The sequence below is a fragment of the Pseudomonas sp. A214 genome, assembly GCF_900156295.1.
In the GTDB taxonomy this organism is placed as follows: Bacteria; Pseudomonadota; Gammaproteobacteria; order Pseudomonadales; family Pseudomonadaceae; genus Aquipseudomonas; species Aquipseudomonas rhizophila.
This window is the reverse complement of sequence record NZ_LT707062.1, coordinates 2,702,790-2,722,345: the sequence shown is the minus strand read 5'-3', so window position 1 is coordinate 2,722,345 and position 19,556 is coordinate 2,702,790. Positions and strand designations below refer to the sequence as shown.

The 19,556-nt window shown below is 62.3% G+C and carries 9 protein-coding genes (1 of these 9 only partly in view); 5 read left to right on the top strand and 4 right to left on the bottom strand.

Features of this window, described 5'->3' with window-relative positions:
- Positions 1-48 precede the first annotated feature (48 nt).
- Positions 49-1,665, bottom strand: coding sequence for a pyoverdine maturation tyrosinase PvdP (pvdP, locus tag BW979_RS12260; protein WP_076383893.1), 1,617 nt, complete (start codon positions 1,663-1,665; stop codon positions 49-51).
- A 314-nt stretch (positions 1,666-1,979) separates the two neighbouring features.
- On the opposite strand from pvdP, the gene pvdM reads away from it, so the two are divergent.
- The 5 genes from pvdM (at position 1,980) to BW979_RS12235 (ending at position 11,596) form a co-directional block, all read left to right on the top strand.
- Positions 1,980-3,350 (top strand): pyoverdine-tailoring dipeptidase-like protein PvdM, encoded by a 1,371-nt coding sequence (gene pvdM / locus BW979_RS12255; protein WP_076383892.1) that lies wholly within the window; start codon positions 1,980-1,982, stop codon positions 3,348-3,350.
- Entirely contained in the window at positions 3,347-4,627 is a 1,281-nt protein-coding gene (gene pvdN / locus BW979_RS12250; protein WP_076383891.1) for a pyoverdine-tailoring periplasmic protein PvdN, read from the top strand. Before pvdM ends, pvdN begins: the two co-directional genes overlap by 4 nt.
- 24 nt (positions 4,628-4,651) lie before the next feature.
- Positions 4,652-5,527 (top strand): dihydropyoverdine dehydrogenase, encoded by an 876-nt coding sequence (gene pvdO / locus BW979_RS12245; protein WP_047229293.1) that lies wholly within the window; start codon positions 4,652-4,654, stop codon positions 5,525-5,527.
- 238 nt (positions 5,528-5,765) lie between these two features.
- The gene (locus BW979_RS12240) at positions 5,766-7,424 is read left to right on the top strand and encodes a cyclic peptide export ABC transporter (RefSeq protein WP_076383890.1); all 1,659 of its coding nucleotides are present in this window, start codon (positions 5,766-5,768) and stop codon (positions 7,422-7,424) included.
- Positions 7,425-7,438: 14 nt separating this feature from the next.
- On the top strand, positions 7,439-11,596 hold the full coding sequence (locus BW979_RS12235) for a non-ribosomal peptide synthetase (protein ID WP_076383889.1): 4,158 nt from the start codon (positions 7,439-7,441) through the stop codon (positions 11,594-11,596).
- Between the two features lie 886 nt (positions 11,597-12,482).
- Here BW979_RS12235 and BW979_RS12230 read toward each other — a convergent pair.
- The 3 genes from BW979_RS12230 to BW979_RS12220 form a co-directional block, all read right to left on the bottom strand.
- The gene (locus BW979_RS12230; protein WP_076383888.1) at positions 12,483-14,951 is read right to left on the bottom strand and encodes a TonB-dependent siderophore receptor; all 2,469 of its coding nucleotides are present in this window, start codon (positions 14,949-14,951) and stop codon (positions 12,483-12,485) included.
- Between the two features lie 493 nt (positions 14,952-15,444).
- Entirely contained in the window at positions 15,445-18,675 is a 3,231-nt protein-coding gene (locus tag BW979_RS12225) for a non-ribosomal peptide synthetase (protein ID WP_076383887.1), read from the bottom strand.
- On the bottom strand, positions 18,672-19,556 hold the end of the coding sequence (locus tag BW979_RS12220; RefSeq protein WP_076383886.1) for a non-ribosomal peptide synthetase. 12,771 nt of this gene lie beyond the right edge of the window; 885 of the gene's 13,656 nt are visible here — the last part of the coding sequence; the start codon falls outside the window, past its right edge — the gene reads right to left on this strand; the stop codon is at positions 18,672-18,674. The genes BW979_RS12225 and BW979_RS12220 overlap by 4 nt, the downstream gene beginning before the upstream one ends.

Here is a 19,556-nt window from a genome sequence, read left to right as displayed (position 1 = left end):
CCCTCGCCACAACAGCGTTCGCTTTGGTTTTCTTTGGGAAGCGACGCTTTACACCGGCTTACTCTTGAGATTACGCGCATACCACGGCCGCTGCGGCACGCGGCGGAACAGTTCGGAGAGTTTTTTGTCGTCGCTGCCGAAGGTGATGCGCAGGGCCAGTTTCATGGTTTCCGGGTCCATTTCCACCGAACGTCCAGCTTGCAGCCCCGGTGTGGTGCTGCAGCCGTGGGTGACCGGGCCCAGCCAGGGGTCGGCGATTTCTACCCAGCGGCCGGGGGCGAACCACGGCACACCGTTGACTTCCAGCCGGCTCACTTCACCCGGATGGAAACGTTCGTGAGCGCGGAACCAGTCTTCGAGGCGGTCGTCGATCCAGCCGTGGAAGGCCCAGAACACCGGGTTCACATGGGAGGAAAACGGGTCGCCGAGAAAATCGTTTTCCGGTTCGTACCAGCGCTGGGCGAAGTCCGCCGGGTCGCGGGCGAAGGGCACCGGGTGGCCGTTGGAAGGATCGCGGGGCACCGAAGCCCAGCGCATGTGCAGCCAGTCATGCAGGCCCAGTTCCACTTCCGAGCCAAACTGGCCGAGGGTCAGTTTCGACAGGTAGCGCGGGTCGCGGTAGCGCGATTCCCAGACCTGGAAGTTGCTGTGATAGGTCTCGGCAGTCTTGATGTCACTCACCCATTGGGCGTACTGCTCGTCGCCGCTGGCCAGCCAGGTGGGCGGCAAAGCTGTGCCATCGTGGTTATCGAAATACCGGGCAAAGCCCAGTCGATCACGCTCCAGCTCCGGTTGCGGCAACGGGAAGCGCGGCCACGACGGCAGCGGCTGGAACGAACGGGCCGTGCCGAGCATGTGCCGGTGCATGAAAAAGAAATCCACGCCCGAGCCGTTGCGATCCTTACGCTTGCCACGAGCGTCACGTTCATGGTCCCGTGGGCCGGGCTGCCAGCCGATGCCTCGCAAGGCATTGCGCTTGTCTTCGTCCAGGCTGTGCCATTTGTCCCGCGAGGCGTGCCAGAGCTGATGGAACAACCGATGCTCCGGCGACACCAGCCAGGCCAGCAATGGCGGGCTCAGCGGCGTGCGTTCCCGGGCTTCGGGGAACGGCAGCTTGCGGGCGATGAACTGATTGTCGAGTTCCGGCAGCGCCAGCGGGCGATCCAGGCGCAACACGCGACCGCTGAGGGTGGCAGTGCCGGCATTGCCGAAGCCGGCCCAGACTTCGTCCAGGGTCATGATGAATTCGTAGACCGGCGCGTCCTGCCGGGTCCCGATCAGGCGCCAGCTCAATTGTTTCTTGTCATCCCCCGCCAAGTCGCCCAGCACTCGATAACGCGGCTCATCATCGGCGCGCAACCGCTCGGCGGTGTCGAGACAGCCCACCAGCCCACGGCCTTTGTGGGCGATGTCGAGGAACACTTGCAGACCGTCGCCGGGCAAACCGTCCAGGCCCGCGTCGCTTCCTGAAAAACGGATCGTCCAGATACCCCGCAGCGTATCGGCCCGGCGCTGCCCCGCCACGTCCGCCACATCGAATGAGGCCTCGCCGGGGGTGATGGTGGGGTCCGGCCGGGTCAGTTCGCGATGCCCGTAATACACCGCAGGCACGGCGGCACCGGTCAGCGCCAGGCCCGCCATGAACCATCGTCGAGAAATCGTCATTGCCTTACCTGTGTTCGGCCCTGGAGCGGGCTTTATCCAAGCTAGAACGATGGGGGGACTGACAAATTTATAGGGGCTGTGAGGGCCTCATCGCGAGCAGGCTCGCTCCCACAATGGATCTGGTACATCCGCGAGAGATCGGTCGACCGTCAGACCGCTATCGCGAGCAGGCTCGCTCCCACAGGTGAGCACGTTCCAATGTGGGAGCGAGCCTGCTCGCGATAGGGCCATTGGCCGCACCTAAATTTCCCCGCCGATCACTCGTTCTCCCCAGATAGCAAAGCCCCCCGCAGCGAACCTGACTGAGATCGGCAATGACAACACCACGTTCGAAAAAAGCTCTCTTCATCGGCGTGCCCCTGGCCCTTGCACTGGCGGTCGGCGGCGGCCTGGCGGCCTGGGACCACTGGTGGCGGGACAACCCTGGCTACCCGGTCAAGGTGATGAAAGAGGCCAGGGAACTGCACGAGCGCCTGCTGTCCTTCGACAGCCACATCTCCGTGCCACTGGATTTCGGCACCGCCGGTCACGAGGCGGACAAAGACGGTAAAGGCCAGTTCGATCTGGTCAAAGCCAACCGCGGGCACCTGTCCGGCGCGGCCCTGACGATCTTCGGCTGGCCGGAGTTGTGGAACGGCCCCAACGCGCCGCACAAGCCCACCGCCGGCTTCGTCGAGGAAGCGCGCAATCAGCAGGAAGTGCGCTTCAAGATCATCACCGGCATGGTCCGCGACTTTCCCAACCAGGTCGCCATCGCCTACACCCCGGATGACTTCCGGCGCCTGCATGGCGAAGGCAAGTTCGCGATTTTCATCAGCATGCTCAACGCCTATCCCCTTGGCCATGACCTGAGCCTGCTGGACCTGTGGACGGCACGCGGCATGCGCATGTTCGGCTTCAGCTACATCGGCAACAACGACTGGGCCGACTCCTCGCGCCCTCTGCCGTTCTTCAACGACTCACCTGACGCCCTCGGCGGCCTATCGGAGATTGGCAAGCAAGCGGTGACGCGCCTGAACGACCTGGGCGTAATCATCGACGTCTCGCAGATGTCGACCCAGGCCCTGGAGCAAGTTGCGCAACTGAGCCGCACACCCTTGGTGGCCTCCCATTCCGCACCCCGGGCCATGGTGGATATCCCGCGCAACCTCAGCGACAAGGAAATGCAGCTGATCAAGGCCAGCGGCGGCGTGGTGCAAGTCGTCGGTTTCTCCCAGTACCTGCGCCCGCTGACGCAAAAGACCCAGGATAAACTCAACGACCTGCGCAAGCGTTTCGACCTGCCACCGCTGCCCAACCTGGCCATGGCGCTGATGCCGGGCGATCCGATCATCGCCGCGTGGCCGGAACAGAAATTCGGTGAATACGCCGGCCAGCTCTACGGCATTCTGGAGGAGGAACCCAAGGCCAGCCTCAAGGACCTGGGCGACGCCATCGATTACACCGTACGCAAGATCGGCATCGACCATGTCGGCATCAGTTCGGACTTCAACGAAGGCGGCGGCGTCAAAGGCTGGGAAGACGTGGGCGAGATCCGCAACGTCACCGCCGAACTGCTGACCCGCGGCTACTCCGAAGCGGACATCGCCAAACTGTGGGGCGGCAACTTTCTGCGGGTCTGGGATCAGGTCCAGCAAGCCGCGCGGCCTGCCGTGGCCTCGACCCGGGGGGCCGTCCAGCCATGAATGAGCGCCGGACCTTTCTCAAGCACGCCGGGATCCTTGCCGCCGGCCTGCCGCTGGCCGCCAGTCTTCCCGCCCCGGCCATTGCCGATCCCCTGCCGCCATTGCCCCGGGACAAATGGGCGCAGTTGCGCTCGCTGTTCAACCAGGACCCGGACTACCTGCACTTCTCCAATTTCCTGGTCACCACCCACCCGCGCCCGGTACGTGAGGCCATCGACCGGCATCGCGCCGCGCTGGATAAAAACCCGGGGCTGTTGATGGACTGGGACCTGGGCGTCACCGAGGAGCGCGAGGAAAACGTGCGGGTCTGGGCCGGCCGCTACCTGCAAGCGACCCCGAAGCAGATCGCCCTCACCGGCAGCACCACCGAAGGTTTGTCGATCATCTACGGCGGCGTCCATGTGGCAGCCGACCAGGAAATCCTCAGCACCGCCCACGAACATTACGCCACCCATACCATCCTTGATTTACGCAACCAACGCGACGGCACCCGGGTGCGCAAGATCAAACTGTTCGAGAACGCCCACAACGCCAGCCACGATGACATCCTGAGCGCCATCGACCGCAACATCCGTCCCGAAACCCGCGTACTGGGCATGACCTGGGTGCATTCGGGCAGCGGCGTGAAGCTGCCGATCGACAAGATCGGCGCGCTGGTGGACAAGCACAACCAGGGCCGCAGCGATACGCAACGCATCATCTACGTGGTGGACGGCGTGCACGGCTTCGGTGTTGAAGACCTGAGCTTCCCAGCGATGAATTGCGACTTCTTCATCGCCGGCACCCACAAATGGATGTTCGGCCCCCGCGGCACCGGCCTGGTGTGCAGTCGCAGCGAAGAGCTCAAGTACGTCACGCCGATCATCCCGACCTTCTCCGAAGCCACGGCGTTTTCCACCACCATGACGCCCGGCGGCTACCACGCCTTCGAGCATCGCTGGGCGGCGGACGAGGCGTTCAAGCTGCACTTGCAACTGGGTAAGGCCGACGTGCAGGCGCGCATTCACGCGCTCAACACCTACTTGAAAAAACAGCTGCTGGCGTTGCCGCAAATCGAGCTGGTCACGCCCATGAGCCCGGACGTGTCGGCCGGTTTCACCTTCTTCCGGGTCAAGGGCCGCAAGAGCGACGAGATCGCCGCCTACCTGATGCAGAACCGGGTGATCGCCGACGCCGTGCATCGCGACGCCGGGCCTGTCATTCGAACCGCGCCGGGCCTGCTCAACACCGAAGCCGAGATCGATCGCTTCATGGGCTTGCTGGGCAAGACACTCTGAACCTGACTTTATCGAGAGAGATGGATGAACAGTTTTTCGTTGAAGCTATTCCCGGCACTGGCCCTCGCCGCCCTGCTGCCCTCCGGCGCCCAGGCGTCACAACCGGGCCAGGTCTTTCGCGACTGCAAGGACTGCCCGGAAATGGTCGTGCTGCCCACCGGCACCTTTCAGATGGGCACCCCGGAAGATGAAGTGGGCCGCGAGCCCGACGAAGGCCCGATGCACCCGGTGACCTTCGCCAAACCGCTGGCGATCAGCCGCTTCCAGGTCTTGAAGGGCGAATGGTTCGCCTACCTGCGCGACACCGGCTACTCGATGCCCGACGGCGATAAACGTCCCGGCCGCGCGTGCAAGGCCGGCATCCCGGACTATCAGGGCAGTGATCCGCGCAAGCAATACACCGACCGGCACCCGGCGGTGTGCATGAATTTCGAAGAGGCCAACGCTTACGTGGCCTGGTTGTCGAAAAAAACCGGCAAGCCATACCGCCTGGTCAGCGAGTCCCTGCGCGAGTACGCCGCACGCGGCGGCACCAGCGGGCCGTTCCCCTTCCCCTTCGACGAGGGCAAGGAATACAGCATCGCCCAACACGCCAACACCTATGGCGCGGCCGACGGCTACAACTTCACCGCCCCGGCCGGCAGCTTCGCGCCCAACGCCTTCGGCGTGTACGACATGCACGGCAACGTCTACGAGTGGACGGCCGATTGCTATAACGAAAACTACATCGGCGCCCCGAGCGATGGCAGCGCCTGGTTGACCGGCAAATGCGAGTTCAAGCGTATCCGCGGCAACGATTGGGGCGAGGCACCGGTGTTCTCCCGCTCCGGCAACCGCAACGCGCTGGTGCCGGGCAATCGGGGTGACTGGATTGGTTTTCGGGTGGCGCGGGATATGTAGGCCGAGCACAGCTCGGCCCCTGTGGGAGCAAAGCTTGCTCGCGATGCAGACACCTCGATTTCACAGAAAAGCGCGTCGCCTTCATCGCGGGCAAGCCTTGCTCCCACAGGATAAATTCCCCTGCCCTCCAATCGTTCTAAAGATGGGCACAACCCAATCCAGCGTGCCTGCGCCCTAAAGCCCTCCCGGCGACCACCCGCGATGGCCTTCGCCCTTTTCATCAAGCAGGGAAACCTCCATGAGCCAACCAAAACGCGGGGTGATCAATGAACTGTTCATCCTGCTCAAACCTTTCCGGCTGATTGTCGTAGGCTCCATCCTCTTGGGCATGCTTGGCGGCCTGAGCATCACCGCCCTGCTGGCGACCATCAACGACGCCCTGAACGCCGCGGCCAAACCCACAGCCCAGACGCTGGTAACGTTCGTGGTGCTCTGCGCGGTGGCGCTGCTGACCTCGATTCTTTCGGACATCGGTAGCAACCACGTCGGTCAGAACATCATCGCCGGGTTGCGTAAGTCCCTGGGCAAGAAGGTGCTGCTGGCGCCCATCGAACAGATCGAACGTTATCGCAGCCACCGGCTCATCCCGGTACTGACCCACGACGTCAACACCGTCAGTAATTTCGCGTTTTCGTTCGCACCGCTGGCCATCGCCTTCACCGTGACCCTCGGTTGCCTGGGTTATCTGGCCTACCTGTCACTGCCGATGTTCTTGTTGCTGCTGGTGGCGCTGGTGATCGGCACGGTCGTGCAATACCTGGCCCGAGCCCGTGGCATCAGGGGGTTCGAAGCCGCCCGCGAGGCCGAAGACGCGCTGCAAAAACACTACAGCGCGATCGCCGCTGGCGCCAAGGAACTGCGCATTCATCGCCCACGCCGCCAGCGCATGTTCAGCCAGCGCATCGAAGCCACCGCCGATAATATTTGCGACACCAATATTCGCGCGGTCAACACCTTCGTGGTGGCCAAGACCTTCGGCTCGATGCTGTTTTTTGTGGTCATTGGCCTGGTGCTGGCCCTGCAATCGCTGTGGCTGGGCACCGACAAGGCCGTGCTTAGCGGTTTCGTGCTGGTGCTGCTGTACATGAAGGGCCCGCTGGAATACCTGGTGATGACCTTGCCGGTCATCAGCCGGGCAAACATTGCCTTCAAGCGCATTGCCGAGCTTGACGAGCAGTTTTCCTCACCGGAGCCGCACCTGCTGCTGGACGACAAGAGCCTTTCCAGGCCAGCGCTCCAGCAGCTTGAACTGCGTGATGTGCACTACGCCTTCCCGGCGGTCGAAGGCAGCCAACCCTTCGCCCTGGGACCGGTCAACCTCTCCATCGCCCAGGGCGACATTGTGTTCATCGTCGGTGAAAACGGGGGCGGCAAGACCACGCTGATCAAACTGCTGCTGGGCCTCTATTTCCCCCAGGGCGGCGAAATCCTCCTCGACGGCGCGCCGGTAGGGGCCGCGCAACGGGACGATTATCGCCAGTTGTTCACCACGATTTTTGCCGACTATTACCTGTTCGATGACCTGGTTCAGGGTGACCAGCAGGTGCCTGACGACGCCAACCGCTACCTGGAGCGCCTGGAAATCGCTCATAAGGTTCGCATTCAGGACGGCGCCTTCAGCACCACCGATCTTTCCACCGGCCAGCGCAAACGCCTGGCGTTGCTCAACGCCTGGCTTGAGGAGCGCCCAGTGTTGGTGTTCGACGAATGGGCCGCCGACCAGGACCCGGTGTTCCGACGGGTTTTCTATACCGAACTGCTGCCGGAGCTGAAGGCGTTGGGCAAAACCATCATCGTCATTTCCCACGACGACCGCTATTTCGACATCGCCGATCAACTGGTCCGGATGCAGGCCGGTCAGGTCATCAGTGAAAAAGCCCCCGCAGCCTTTGCCTGAACCGCGAGAACACCATGAACCCATTGCTAGATGATGACCTGCTGACCCTGCTGCTGGAGGAGGACGCTGACGCCATGCAAGCCCGCTCCAGCCGCAGCCGGCCGGACCGCGCGCCCTTGTCCTTCGCCCAGCAGCGCTTGTGGCTGGAGCAACAGCGCGACCCGAGCCGTTCGGCCTACAACCTGCCGCGCGCCCTGCGCCTGACGGGTGAACTGAATGCCGACGCCCTGGAACAGGCACTCAATCGCGTCATCGACCGACACGACATCCTGCGCACCGCCTTCACTGAAATCGACGGCGCCGCCACCCAGGTGATCGAGCGTAACGCCAGCCTGATCGTGCACCGGGAGAACCTCGCCACGCTCGATCAGCCAACACGGGAGCTGGCGGTTTCACAGCGCATCGAACAGCACGCCCGACAACCGTTCGATCTGACCCAGGCGCCGCTGATGCGGGCAACGTTGCTCAGGCTGGGCAGTGACGAGCATGTGTTGTTGCTCAACATGCATCACATCGTTTCCGATGCCTGGTCCAACACGATCCTCATGCAGGACCTGACCATGGCCTATGCCCAGGCCTTGCTGGGCGATCCGTCAACACTGCCGTCGTTGCCCCTGCAATACGCCGACTACGCGAGCTGGCAACGTGGCGACTATGTGCAGAGCCCGGCCTGCCAGCGCAGTGGCGCCTATTGGAGCGACTACCTGGGCCATGAGCTGCCGGCGTTGGAACTGCCTCAGGAGTTTGCGCGCACCGCCAATCAGCAACACATGGCCGGACGCGTGCAGGTGTCACTAGACCCGACAATGGTCCAGGCCTTGGATACGTTCTGTCAGCGGGAGGGGCTTACGCCTTTTGTCGTGGCGCTGGCGGCCTGGCAATTGTTATTGGCTCGGTACAGCAACCAGAACGACTTCACCGTCGGCGTCCCGAACGCCAACCGCAACAGCCACGAGAGCCAGGAGCTGGTGGGATTTTTCGTCAGCAGCCAGGTGTATCGGGCGCGGATCGACTCGAGCCGCAGCGCGCTGGATTTCCTCCGGGACCTGCGCGCGCAGTCGCTCGCCGCGCTGGAACATGCCGACTACCCGCTGGAACTGATCCTGGATCAGTTGCAACGTCCCGGCGCACAGGGCGCCAGTGCGCTGTTCCAGGTCTTGTTCAACTGGCGCACCGGGTCGTCCTCACCGTCGGCGCCAAACCTGGGTCAACTGACGCTGGAGTTTCTCAGTACCGGTGACAACCAGGCCAAGTTCGACCTGTCGCTGGATGTCGATTATTCCCAGCAACAGCTGCTGGCAACGTTCGAATACAGCCGTGATCTGTACCGCGCAGAGACCATCGAGCGCATGGCCGGCCACTGGCAGAACCTGCTGCGGGGCCTGGTCGAGACGCCTGGATGCGCGCTTGGCGAACTGCAACTGTTGAGCGCCGATGAACACCGAAAAACCCTGGGCGACTGGAACCGTCAGCCGACCCAACTGCGCAGCGAACAATGTCTGCACCGGTTGATCGAAACCCACGCCGCCAGCACAGGCGACGCCATCGCCCTGACCTTTGAAGGGCAGCACATGAGCTATGCCGAACTCAACCGACAGGCCAACCAACTGGCCCATCGGCTGATCGAGCAAGGCGTCGGGCCCGATGTGCTGGTCGGCATCGCCGTCGAGCGTACGCCACAGATGATCATCGACCTGCTGGCGATCCTCAAGGCCGGTGGCGCCTACGTGCCGCTGGACCCGGCCTACCCGGCCGACCGCCTGGCTTACATGATCGCGGACAGCGGCGTGACGCAGATTCTGACCCAGGCTCATCTGCGTGAATCCCTGGCGTTGCCCGCCGACATCAACTGTCTGTTGCTGGATTCGGTCGATGCCAATAGCCCCTATCCCGAGCACAATCCGAATGTGCCGATGGACCCGGATAACCTGGCCTACGTGATTTACACCTCAGGCTCGACCGGCCAACCCAAAGGCGCACTGCTGGCGCACCACAACGTCAGCCGATTGTTCCAGGCCACGGACCACTGGTTCAGCTTCGATCATCAGGATGTCTGGTGCCTGTTCCATTCCTATGCCTTCGACTTTTCCGTGTGGGAGCTCTTCGGCGCCCTGCTGCACGGCGGCCGATTGGTCATCGTGCCCCACGCCGTGAGCCGTTCACCGCAGGATTTCTACGCCCTGGTTTGCCAGGAAAACGTCACGGTGCTCAACCAGACGCCCTCGGCGTTCAAAGCGTTGCTGCAGGTCGCCTGCGAACCTGGGCAACCTCTTGCCCACCGGTTACGACAGGTGATTTTTGGCGGCGAAGCGATCGATGTACAGAGTCTTCGCCCCTGGTTCGAACGCTTCGGCGACCAGACGCCGCAACTGATCAATATGTATGGCATCACGGAAACGACTGTGCATGTCACCTGGCGGCCGTTGTCGATGAGTGACTTGCACAGCGAGGCCGCTAGCCCCATCGGCGAACCCATCGTCGACCTGTCCTGGTATCTGCTCGACGCTCATCTGAACCCGGTGCCCAAGGGTTGCATCGGTGAGCTATACGTTGGCCGGGCCGGCCTGGCCCGCGGCTATCACCGACGTGCCGACCTGACCGCTACCCGCTTCATCCCCGACCCGTTCGACCCGCTGCCGGGTGGCCGCCTCTATCGCACCGGGGATCTGGCCCGCTACCGCACCGACGGCAGCATCGAGTACATCGGACGCCTGGATCATCAGGTCAAGATTCGCGGGTTCCGCATCGAGCTGGGGGAAATCCAGGCGCGCCTGCAAACGCTGCCGGCGGTGCAAGACGGTGTCGTGTTGACCCATGAAGGCCCAGGCGGCCTGCAGCTGGTCGCCTACGTGATTGCCGCCCAAGCGGCCACGGCCGAGTTACGCGAAGGCTTGTTGAGCGCACTCAAAGCGCAGTTGCCGGACTACATGGTGCCCAGCCACCTGCTGTTCATCGATCATTTCCCGCTCAATGCCAATGGCAAGCTCGACCGCAAGGCCTTGCCGGAACCCGACGCCGGTCTTTGGCATTCCCTTTACCTGGCGCCTCGCACTCAGTTGGAAGAAGCCCTGGCACAGCTCTGGCAACAGTCCCTCAAGGTTGCGCGCGTCGGTGTCAACGACAGCTTCTTTGAACTGGGCGGGCATTCGATCCTGGCGATCGAACTGATTGCCAACCTCAAGGCACGCCTGAATATCAGCGTGCGGCTGCAAGAGTTGCTGGCGAACCCGAGCGTCGCCGAGCTGGCCTTGTTCATCTCGCAAAAACATCGGGAACAGACCCAATGCCTGGTCGAACTGAACAACGCACCGGCCAGCGCACCGCAGCTATTTTGCCTGCACCCCAGCGGCGGCATCGTGTTCTGTTACCAGCCATTGGCACGCAAACTCCAACAGCGGGCGCGCACCGTTGGCGTCATGCACCGCGGCTTCAGTGAACCGCATGCCGGGCCTGAAGCCTGGCGCGAGATGGTCGCCGATTACAGCCGGGAAATCGTCAAGGCCCAGCCGCAAGGTCCCTATTACCTGATGGGCTGGTCGTTGGGCGGCGCCATTGCGCTGGACATCGCCGCGACGCTGGAAAGCCTGGGTCACACCGTGAGTTTTCTCGGTTTGGTGGATAGCACGATCCCGGAGCATCTATATCCGGCAACGTTGTCGCGTCATCGGCATTTACCAGGCGCTGAACAAGCCGACCCGGCCTCTCAGGATCTGCTGGAGGCCATCGAATACTTCGACCTGCTGTTTCCGACCCTCACGGAACGCACGGCGACTTATCGGCGTGAGCAACCCGAAAGCACGGTCAAGGCCTTCCATGAGTGGGCCGCCAGCCAGATCGAGCCGGGACGAGGCGACTTGCTGGCGATCGTGCAGAGCGTCAAGGATGAAGTCATGAACGCCCAGGCGTTCTCGGTGCATGATCGTTTGCTGGAAGCCTTCGACGGGTTCACCTTCAAACCGGTACGGGTTCGGCCTAGCTGCTGGTGGACACAGGTAGAAAAAACCCCGGAAGAATTGGCATTCTGCGAAGCCTTGATCAAGAGCTGCAGCCTGACCGGGGAGCTGCAATGCTCGATGCATTCGCCGTTGCGTCACCGCAGTATGATTTTTGATGATGGGTTGCTTGATTCGTTGGTCGAGGCTTTTTGGGCCAGTACGATAGAAGGGGAATAGCGCTTGGGGTCGGTGTGTATATCCGTTGCTGCGGTAACCGCCACTTAGGGTTCCGCCGTTACGGCGGGTCACTTTCGAAAATCCGCAAGCCGGCCCAGGCGAAAGTAGCCAAAGCGCTTCTGCCTCACCACTCGGCACCTCGCTTAGGCCCGGTGTGCCTGAACCACCGCTATCGCGAGCAGGCTCGCTCCCACAGGTTTTTGTGTCGTTTGCAGATGCTGAGGACACCAGCAAACTCATGTGGGAGCGAGCCTGCTCGCGATGACGCAGGCACATCCAACATCCTAGCAAGCTGACCCGCCGCTTTCGCGAGCAAGCTCGCTCCCACAGATTTTTGTGTCGTTTGCAGATGCTGAGAGCACCAGCAAACTCATGTGGGAGCGAGCTTGCTCGCGATGACGTCGGCACATCCAACATCAACGCAAACTGACCCGCCGCTTTCGCGAGCAAGCTCGCTCCCACAGGTTTTTGTGTCGTTTGCAGATGCTGAGGACACCAGCAAACTCATGTGGGAGCGAGCCTGCTCGCGATGACGTCGGCACATCCAACATCAACGCAAACTGACCCGCCGCTTTCGCGAGCAAGCCCGCTCCCACAATTGGATTGAGTCCCCCCGCAAGAACAGGTCGGCTATAAGGCCGCCTCGCGAGCAAGCTTTGCTCCCACAGCTACTGCTCAAACAGGTCGGATGGGTGTACACCCGAAAGAGTCAGGCCGCCTCGCGTCGGACGTTGATCTCGGCGCCCCGTTAACCACGCTGGCCGAACGCAGGCATTGCGCAGTGGGCACCTTGGCAAAAAAAACGGCGCTTTCCCGTCTCGAAAAGCGCCGTTTCCTTAAGTGAACAGCACCACCCACAAGGCAGGTCTATTCATTCCCGCGAGGATCAGAACTGCGGTTTGTACGTCACGCTGAACATCAGGTTGCGTGGATCACCGAAGTTGTTGTTGCCATTGAGCTGGTTGTAGGCGGACGTAATGTACGTCTTGTCGAACAGGTTGTTGGCGTTGACCGCCAAGGCGATTTCCGACGTCAGTTGGTAGCCGACGCGGGCGTTCCATACGGTGTAACCCGGGACTTCACGATCGTAGTCGTAAACCATCGTGTGGCTTTGGCTGGTGAAGCCCAAGCCGGTGCTGACACGGCTCCAGTCGCCGGTGAACTGGTAGTTGCCCCACACGCGCAGCATGTGTTTCGGCGTCCAGGTGCTGAAAATACTCCCTTCATTGTCCGGGTCCTCCAGGTACTTGGTGGTGTTGTAGGTGTAACCCGCGAACAGCTGCAGGTTGTCTATCACTTCACCACTGATTTCGGCGTCGATACCCTGGCTGCGCACTTTGCCCGAGGCTACCGAGCAACCCGAGCCGCCACACCCCGAACCACCGTCGTTGATGGCACGGTTCTCATGGTCGTAGCGGAAGATCGCCAGGGAGGTATTGACCCGACCGTCCATCAACTCGCCCTTGAGGCCGACTTCGTAGTTGGTGCCGACTATCGGCTTGAGCACCGAACCGTTGGCATCGCGATTGGTCTGCGGCTGGAACACGTCGGTATAACTGGCATACACGGCCCATTCACGGCTCAGGTCATAGATGATGCCCGCGTAGGGCGTGACCACTCCGGTTTCAGTTCCGGTGCTTGGCGCGTTACCTGTGATACCGGCTGAGTTTTCGGTTTTCGACTTGTAGCTGTAGTCATACCAGCTGACCCGGGAACCCAGCACCAGCGTCAGATCGTCCACCGGTTTGACGCGCCAGGTGCCGTACACGCCCTTCTGGCGGATATCGTATTTGCTGAGGGTGCCCTGGCCGCCCGCGGCGATCAAACTGTCGTAGCTGATGTCCGGACGGTCATTGTCGATGTCGAAGATGGAGTCGCTGGTGTTGTTGAATGTACGGGCGTAGCGGTCATCGGTTTCCAGTTGGGAGTAGTTGCCGCCCAGCATGACTTCCTGCTCCATCGACAAGGCTTCGAACTTGCCGGTCAGGTTCATGTCCAGACCGGCCTTCGTGGACTGGAAATCGGTCAGGAAGTCGGCATATTGCACGCCGCTGCCATCAGGCAGGAGACCACCTCCCCTTTGGACGCGCTGGTTTTTCGCCTGGTTGTCTTCGCTCATGTGCACCGCGCCGACCTTGAACGCCCAGTCCTCATTGAAGCGGTGCTCCAGATCGGCATAGAGGGTGGTGACGTCGATTTCGGAGCGGTTCCAGCGCGCCCCCGTGTAGGTCGAGCGCGACACGTCCGGCATCCTGCCATCGGCGTAGCGTGGCAGGCCGCGGATGTTGCCCCGCGATTCGCCGTTGGATTGGCTGACCGCGAAACCCAGGGTGGTGTCTTCGCTCAGGTCGACGTCCAGCGCGCCGTACAGCGAGTGAGTCTTGCTCCACGCATGGTCGACGAATGAATTGCTCTGGTCTTCGTCGACGACGATGCGACCGCGGATGTTGCCGGCCTGGTTCAGCGGGCCGCCAGCGTCCAGTTGCAGGCCGTAGTGATCCCAGGAGCCGGCCTTGCCGGTCAGGGTCACGGTCGGTGCGTTCTGGCCACGCTTGCGCACCAGATTGACGGCACCACCGGGGCTGCCGGTGCCTTGCAGCAGGCCGGAGGCGCCGCGCATGATTTCCAGGCGGTCGAAGAAGATCAGGTCCTGGGTCGCCCAGTTGCCCAGCGAATAATTGTTACGCAGGATCGGCACACCATCGTATTGCCAATCGTCGATCTGGAAGCCGCGTGACGACAGGATCATGCCTTGGCCAACGCCCTGCAGGCCGACGATGCCGGTGGTCTGGTTGACGGCGTCCTTGAGGTTGACCAGGTTCTGGTCATCCATCTGCTTACGCGTCATCACGGTGATCGACTGAGGAATTTCCTTGAGGGTATGGGTGCCCTTGCCGATGGTCACGGCGTTACTGGTGTATGACTTGCTGCCTTCGGTCGTCGCCACCAGCTCCTGTGCCTTGACGGTGGTCGCGCCCAGCTCAAGGGACCCAGTGGCAGAACCGCGCAGCAGCATCAGGGTATTGCCCTCAACGCTGTACCGCACCCCCGTGCCCTTGAGCAATTCGGTGAGGGCCGCCTGCGGGCTCATCTTGCCGCTGACGCGGTTGCTTTTCAGCCCGGCCATATCGCCGGCGTTGTAGATCACTTGCTGGTTGGTCTGCTGACCGAACGCTTGCAGTGCCTGGGGCAGCGATTGCGCAGGGATGTCGACGCTGACGTCTTCAGCCATCACCTGAGCGCTGAGTGGCAGCAGGCAGACCAGCCCCAGACCGGTCAACACCCGACGCGAACGCAGGCCGCGGGACATGACGAGTGCCTTGAACAGAGGTTTCAACTCATGAATGGATGACATCGTGCTCTCTATTATTGGTAGAAGTAAAAGTCCATGGGGCCGAAAGGCCCGCCGCTCGCCAGCACGAGAGAACCCGCACGGTCGATTGCCCCAAGGGCAATGTGTCAGTGCGGGGCCGACCGGCCCCTCCCCGGGCACGGTCATCCGGCTGGACGACGGCGAAATTTTTGCTGAACACATCCGGTGCCTGAGCGTCCTGCCCGACCCGATTTGTCCACATACCTAAGTAAGACGCAGCACCTGCCAAAAACCGGAATGAGTTTATTTATCATTCGCGAAAAAAGTTAAAAAAAAGCCGGCGCAGAGGGGCGCCGGCCTTTTGTTTCATGCGAGTGTCAGCTGCCTTTCGATCGTTCCCACGCTCCCGCGTGGGAATGCCGCCAGGGACGCTTCGCGTTCCGCCCCTGGAAGGTGACGCAGAGCGTCACGGAATGCATTCCCACGCAGAGCGGGGGAACGAGAACTTAAAAAAGGCCTTTTTGTTCATGCCATGTCAGCTGCCTTGGGCCGCCTTGGCGGCTTGCAGCTGCCGAGCCTGTTCGGTCAGGAGGGCCTTTTCCTCGGGACTCATCGCCTCCATGCGCAGGCGCACCTGGGCCATTTTTTCCAATTGCCCCGGACTGCTCTCCAGCGCCCGCAAGGCCAGGGCCAACGACGCCACGGTCGGATGATCGAAGACCAGTCCCGGATGAATTTCGCACTGCAACAACTTGCGAATACCGGCCACCAGTTTGATCACCAGCAACGAATGACCTCCGGCGGCGAAGAAGTCGCGATCGATGCCCAATCGCTCAAGTCCAAGCAACTGCGCCATGCGCGCGGCGAGCAATTGCTCCAGCGCATCGCGTGGCGCGGCGTCTTCATCGTCCGCTGTAGCCACCGCCAACTGCTGCAGTGCGTGGCGATCGATCTTGCCGTTGGCCAGTCGCGGGAATCGTTCGATCAGATGCACGTGCTGCGGCACCATCACGCTGGGCAAGCGGGCGCTCAGCTCAGCGCGCGCGGCGTCGAGCAAGCCCGTCAACGGTCCCTGCTGCGCCACGACAAAAGCCAACAGCCCCTGCTCGGCCGACGCTGCCGGCAACACCAATGCTTCGGCCACCTGCGGCATGCGCACCAGCACGGCCTCGATCTCCGCCAGTTCAATACGGAACCCACGCACCTTGACCTGCTGATCGCGCCGACCATATAGCTGGATCGCCCCGTCCGGCCGATAACGCGCCAGGTCACCGGTGCGATATAACCGCTGCGCCGGATCAAAGGGACTCTGGATGAACGCCTGCGCATCGGCCTCGGCATTAAGATAGCCCCGGCACAACTGCGCTCCGCCCAGGTACACCTCACCCAGCACGCCCACCGGCGCCAAACGCAGATCGGCGTCCAGCACGTAAACCTGGTTGTTGCCCAGCACCTGGGTCAGCGCCGAACAGTCGCCGGCCGCGCCGTTCAGTGACAGCGGATGAATCATCACCCCCACCGTGGCTTCGGTCGGCCCGTAGTGGTTGAACACCCGGCAATCGCTGCGCAACCGGGCGATGCGCTCGACCAAGGTCGGCGCAATCGGCTCACCGCCAAGCACCAGGGTGCCCGGCAGCAGCGCCCGTTCACCGTCGAGCAGCGCCGCGAGGTGCGAGGGCACGATTTTCAGGCAGTCGATCTGCTGCTGTTGCAGGTACTGGGCAAACAACACGCCGTCCTGCATCTGCTCATCGCTGGCCACATGCAGGGTCGCGCCGTTGAACAACGCGCCAAACAACGCCGTATTACCCAGGTCCGCCGCCACGCTGGAACTGAAACCGACGTTCTTGCACTGGGCAAGCCCCAGCGCCTGACTGGCCTGGGCGGTGTAGTTGAGCAGTTGCCGATGCTCGATCACCACGCCTTTGGGCACACCGGTAGAGCCAGAGGTAAACAACACATAGGCGATATCGTTGCCCTGGGTGGCGAGCGCCGGCAGTGGCGTAGCCGGATGGCTCAGCTCAGCCGCGGTCAGCGCCTTATACGGCTGATCCTGCCAGGCCGGCAGATGCGCCGCATCGGTCAACAACAACGCCGCGCCGGCCTGTTCCAGCATCAACGCCTGACGCGCCTGGGGCCACTGCACATCAAGGGGCAGATACGCCGCACCAAGGCGCCAGCTCGCCAGCATTGCAATCACCAGATCCACCGAGCGCGGCAACGCCAGCGCGACCATCGAACCGGCGCCCACGCCTTGCTGCTTGAGGCCCTGCGCCATGCTGTCGACCCGGGCTTGCAACTGGCCGTAGCTCATTTGCTGACGGGCGTCGGTCAGGGCAATGGCGTTCGGTGTATGCGACGCCAGATCGGCGATGCGCTGCGGCAGATAACGGCCATCAGCTAACGCGTGCATGGCGGGGTTGATTGCCAGCAAGCGCTGCTCTGCGGTGCGACTCAACAGATCGAGCCGCGCCAATGCGGTGTGTGGAGCGGCAAGGATCGACGCCAACAGCACGCCGTACTGTTCCAACACGGCGCTGGCCGAGGCCGGCGAGTAACGCGAGCTGGCGTAATGCAGATTGACCGCGGCAAGCTGCTGGGCAGCGTTCAATTGCACCTGCAACAGCAACTCGAATGGATCTGCCGGCACCCGCACGGACTCTGCAACAGCCCAGTTAAGGCCGCCACTGTTGCCGGCCCGGTTAGCCTGCCCCAGCGTAAAGCCGTAGGCCGGGCGCGCCGCCTCAGGCGACAGTTCCGGCGCCCAGTATTCCTGCCAGGTGCGATGGGCTTCCAGGCGCGCCGCCAGCTCGTCCAGCCACTCGCTGAACGACACCGTCGCGGGCAATGAAACGCTAAGCGGCAGGGTTTTTTCGAACACGCCCACAGCATTGGCGAAGTATTCATAGTCGCCACGGCTGTCATGACGCACGCCCACCAGCGCCTGCTCAAGGCCGCTCAAACGTCCCAGCAACACCCACCATGCGCCTTGCAGCAGCGTGGCAAGCGGCTGACCGAGCTGCTCGGCCAACCGTTGCAACGCATCGCGCTGGGCCGGTTCCAGGGTCAGCGACACACTGGTATCAGCGGCCCCCGTCTCGCTGCCGGCGCTGCGCGCAGCCAACCACGGTGTGGCGATGTCCGTCTGCACGCCTTGCAGGTAATGCTGCCAATAGGTTCGTCCGGTGGCGGCATCTTCATCAAGCACCACCTCACTGCGCCATTCCAGGTACTGGGCAAACTCGCCCGGTGCTTCGTCTTCCGACGCCTGAACTGCGGCGTACGCTTGCTGGATTTGCTCCAGCAGCAGATTCAGCGATTGCGCATCGGCACTGTAGCGAGCGATGCCCAGCACCAGTTGCCATTGCTGCGGCGCCAGACGATAAAGCACGGCCTGGACGTTTGGCGATTCGCCCACCACAAAAGCACAGCCCAGCGAATCCTTGATCTGCGCCTGGACATCCTCGGTCCGTTGCTCGCCTGCCTGTATCGTCAGCGGGAAACGAGCGGCGCCGCTGGCGACCTGACGCAAGCCGTGGAAACCGGCCACTTTGTCCAGCCGCGCCAGCAGCATTGGCTGCTGTGCCAGGAGCGTATCGAAGGCGATCTGCAATCGCTGCGGATCGAGATCGCCGTCGATGACCACGTTCAGCCAACGCAATGCCTCGCCATAGGTCGCCGTGCTCGACAGTTGCTCGAGCATCGCTTGTTGTTCGGGGGTCAAGGCAAAGCCGGGGTCCTGCTGGTCCATCAATACCTCGTTCATGCTCCGGTTTCCTCCAGGTTGCGGATGCCCTGGATGGCGGTCCCGGCATCGGCCAGGCCCTCCAGCGCGCTGCGCTCATACATATCGCCCATGGCAACCACGATCTTGCGGGGGCCCTCGAACGGGTCGCGGGCGTGGGCCACCAGCATGTTGTCCAGCAGGATCACGTCGCCCTTGCGCCAGTCGAAACGCACCGCACAGGCTTCATACAAATCACCGATGCGCGCCATCACCTCATCCTCAATCGGTGTGCCATCGCCGTAATACACATGCCGAGGCATGCGCTCCAGACCGAACATCGACAGCAGGTCCTCCCGCACATCCGGCTCCAGCCAATAGATGTGATGCAATTGCACCTGATTGAAGAACGACTTCTCCCCGGTGATCGGGTGCGTGATGATCGCCGGCCCCGGTGTGCGGGTCTGCAACTCGTCGTTGTCGAGCCAGCGCCACTGGATACCGCCCGCCCGACACCGGGCCTCAACTTCGCGGCGGTCCTCGGTCTTGAAAAAGTGCTGCCACGACACGTCGAGTTTGTCGGTGAAGGTGCGCACATACAGCAGCCCTTTGTCTTCGAACTTCTCGCGAAGGTCCGACGGCAGTTTTTCGTACATCAACCGGCAATCCACCACTGGAGTCGCACCGCCCACAGGCGCGGCTTGCTCGCAATAGAACATCTGCTTGCGCGGCCAGCGGTCCTGATGGGAGCTTTCGTTGTGGAACAGAATCATCTTGCGCTCCGGGTACGGCGTGGAACGGTAGGTGTTCTTGCCCCCTTCCTTCTTCGGCAAATCGCCGTACTGACCATAAAGGCCGGGCTGGATCGCTTCGGCGAACGCTTCAAAGCCCTGGATGCCATCCAGTTCAAAACCGCGGAACAG

Coding starts and splice junctions, on each gene's coding strand:
- pvdM (WP_076383892.1), top strand. CDS start 1,980: ATGACAACACCACGTTCGAAAAAAGCTCTCTTCATCGGCGTGCCCCTG.
- pvdP (WP_076383893.1), bottom strand. CDS start 1,665: ATGACGATTTCTCGACGATGGTTCATGGCGGGCCTGGCGCTGACCGGT.
- BW979_RS12230 (WP_076383888.1), bottom strand. CDS start 14,951: ATGTCATCCATTCATGAGTTGAAACCTCTGTTCAAGGCACTCGTCATG.
- BW979_RS12235 (WP_076383889.1), top strand. CDS start 7,439: ATGAACCCATTGCTAGATGATGACCTGCTGACCCTGCTGCTGGAGGAG.
- BW979_RS12225 (WP_076383887.1), bottom strand. CDS start 18,675: ATGAACGAGGTATTGATGGACCAGCAGGACCCCGGCTTTGCCTTGACC.
- BW979_RS12240 (WP_076383890.1), top strand. CDS start 5,766: ATGAGCCAACCAAAACGCGGGGTGATCAATGAACTGTTCATCCTGCTC.
- pvdN (WP_076383891.1), top strand. CDS start 3,347: ATGAATGAGCGCCGGACCTTTCTCAAGCACGCCGGGATCCTTGCCGCC.
- pvdO (WP_047229293.1), top strand. CDS start 4,652: ATGAACAGTTTTTCGTTGAAGCTATTCCCGGCACTGGCCCTCGCCGCC.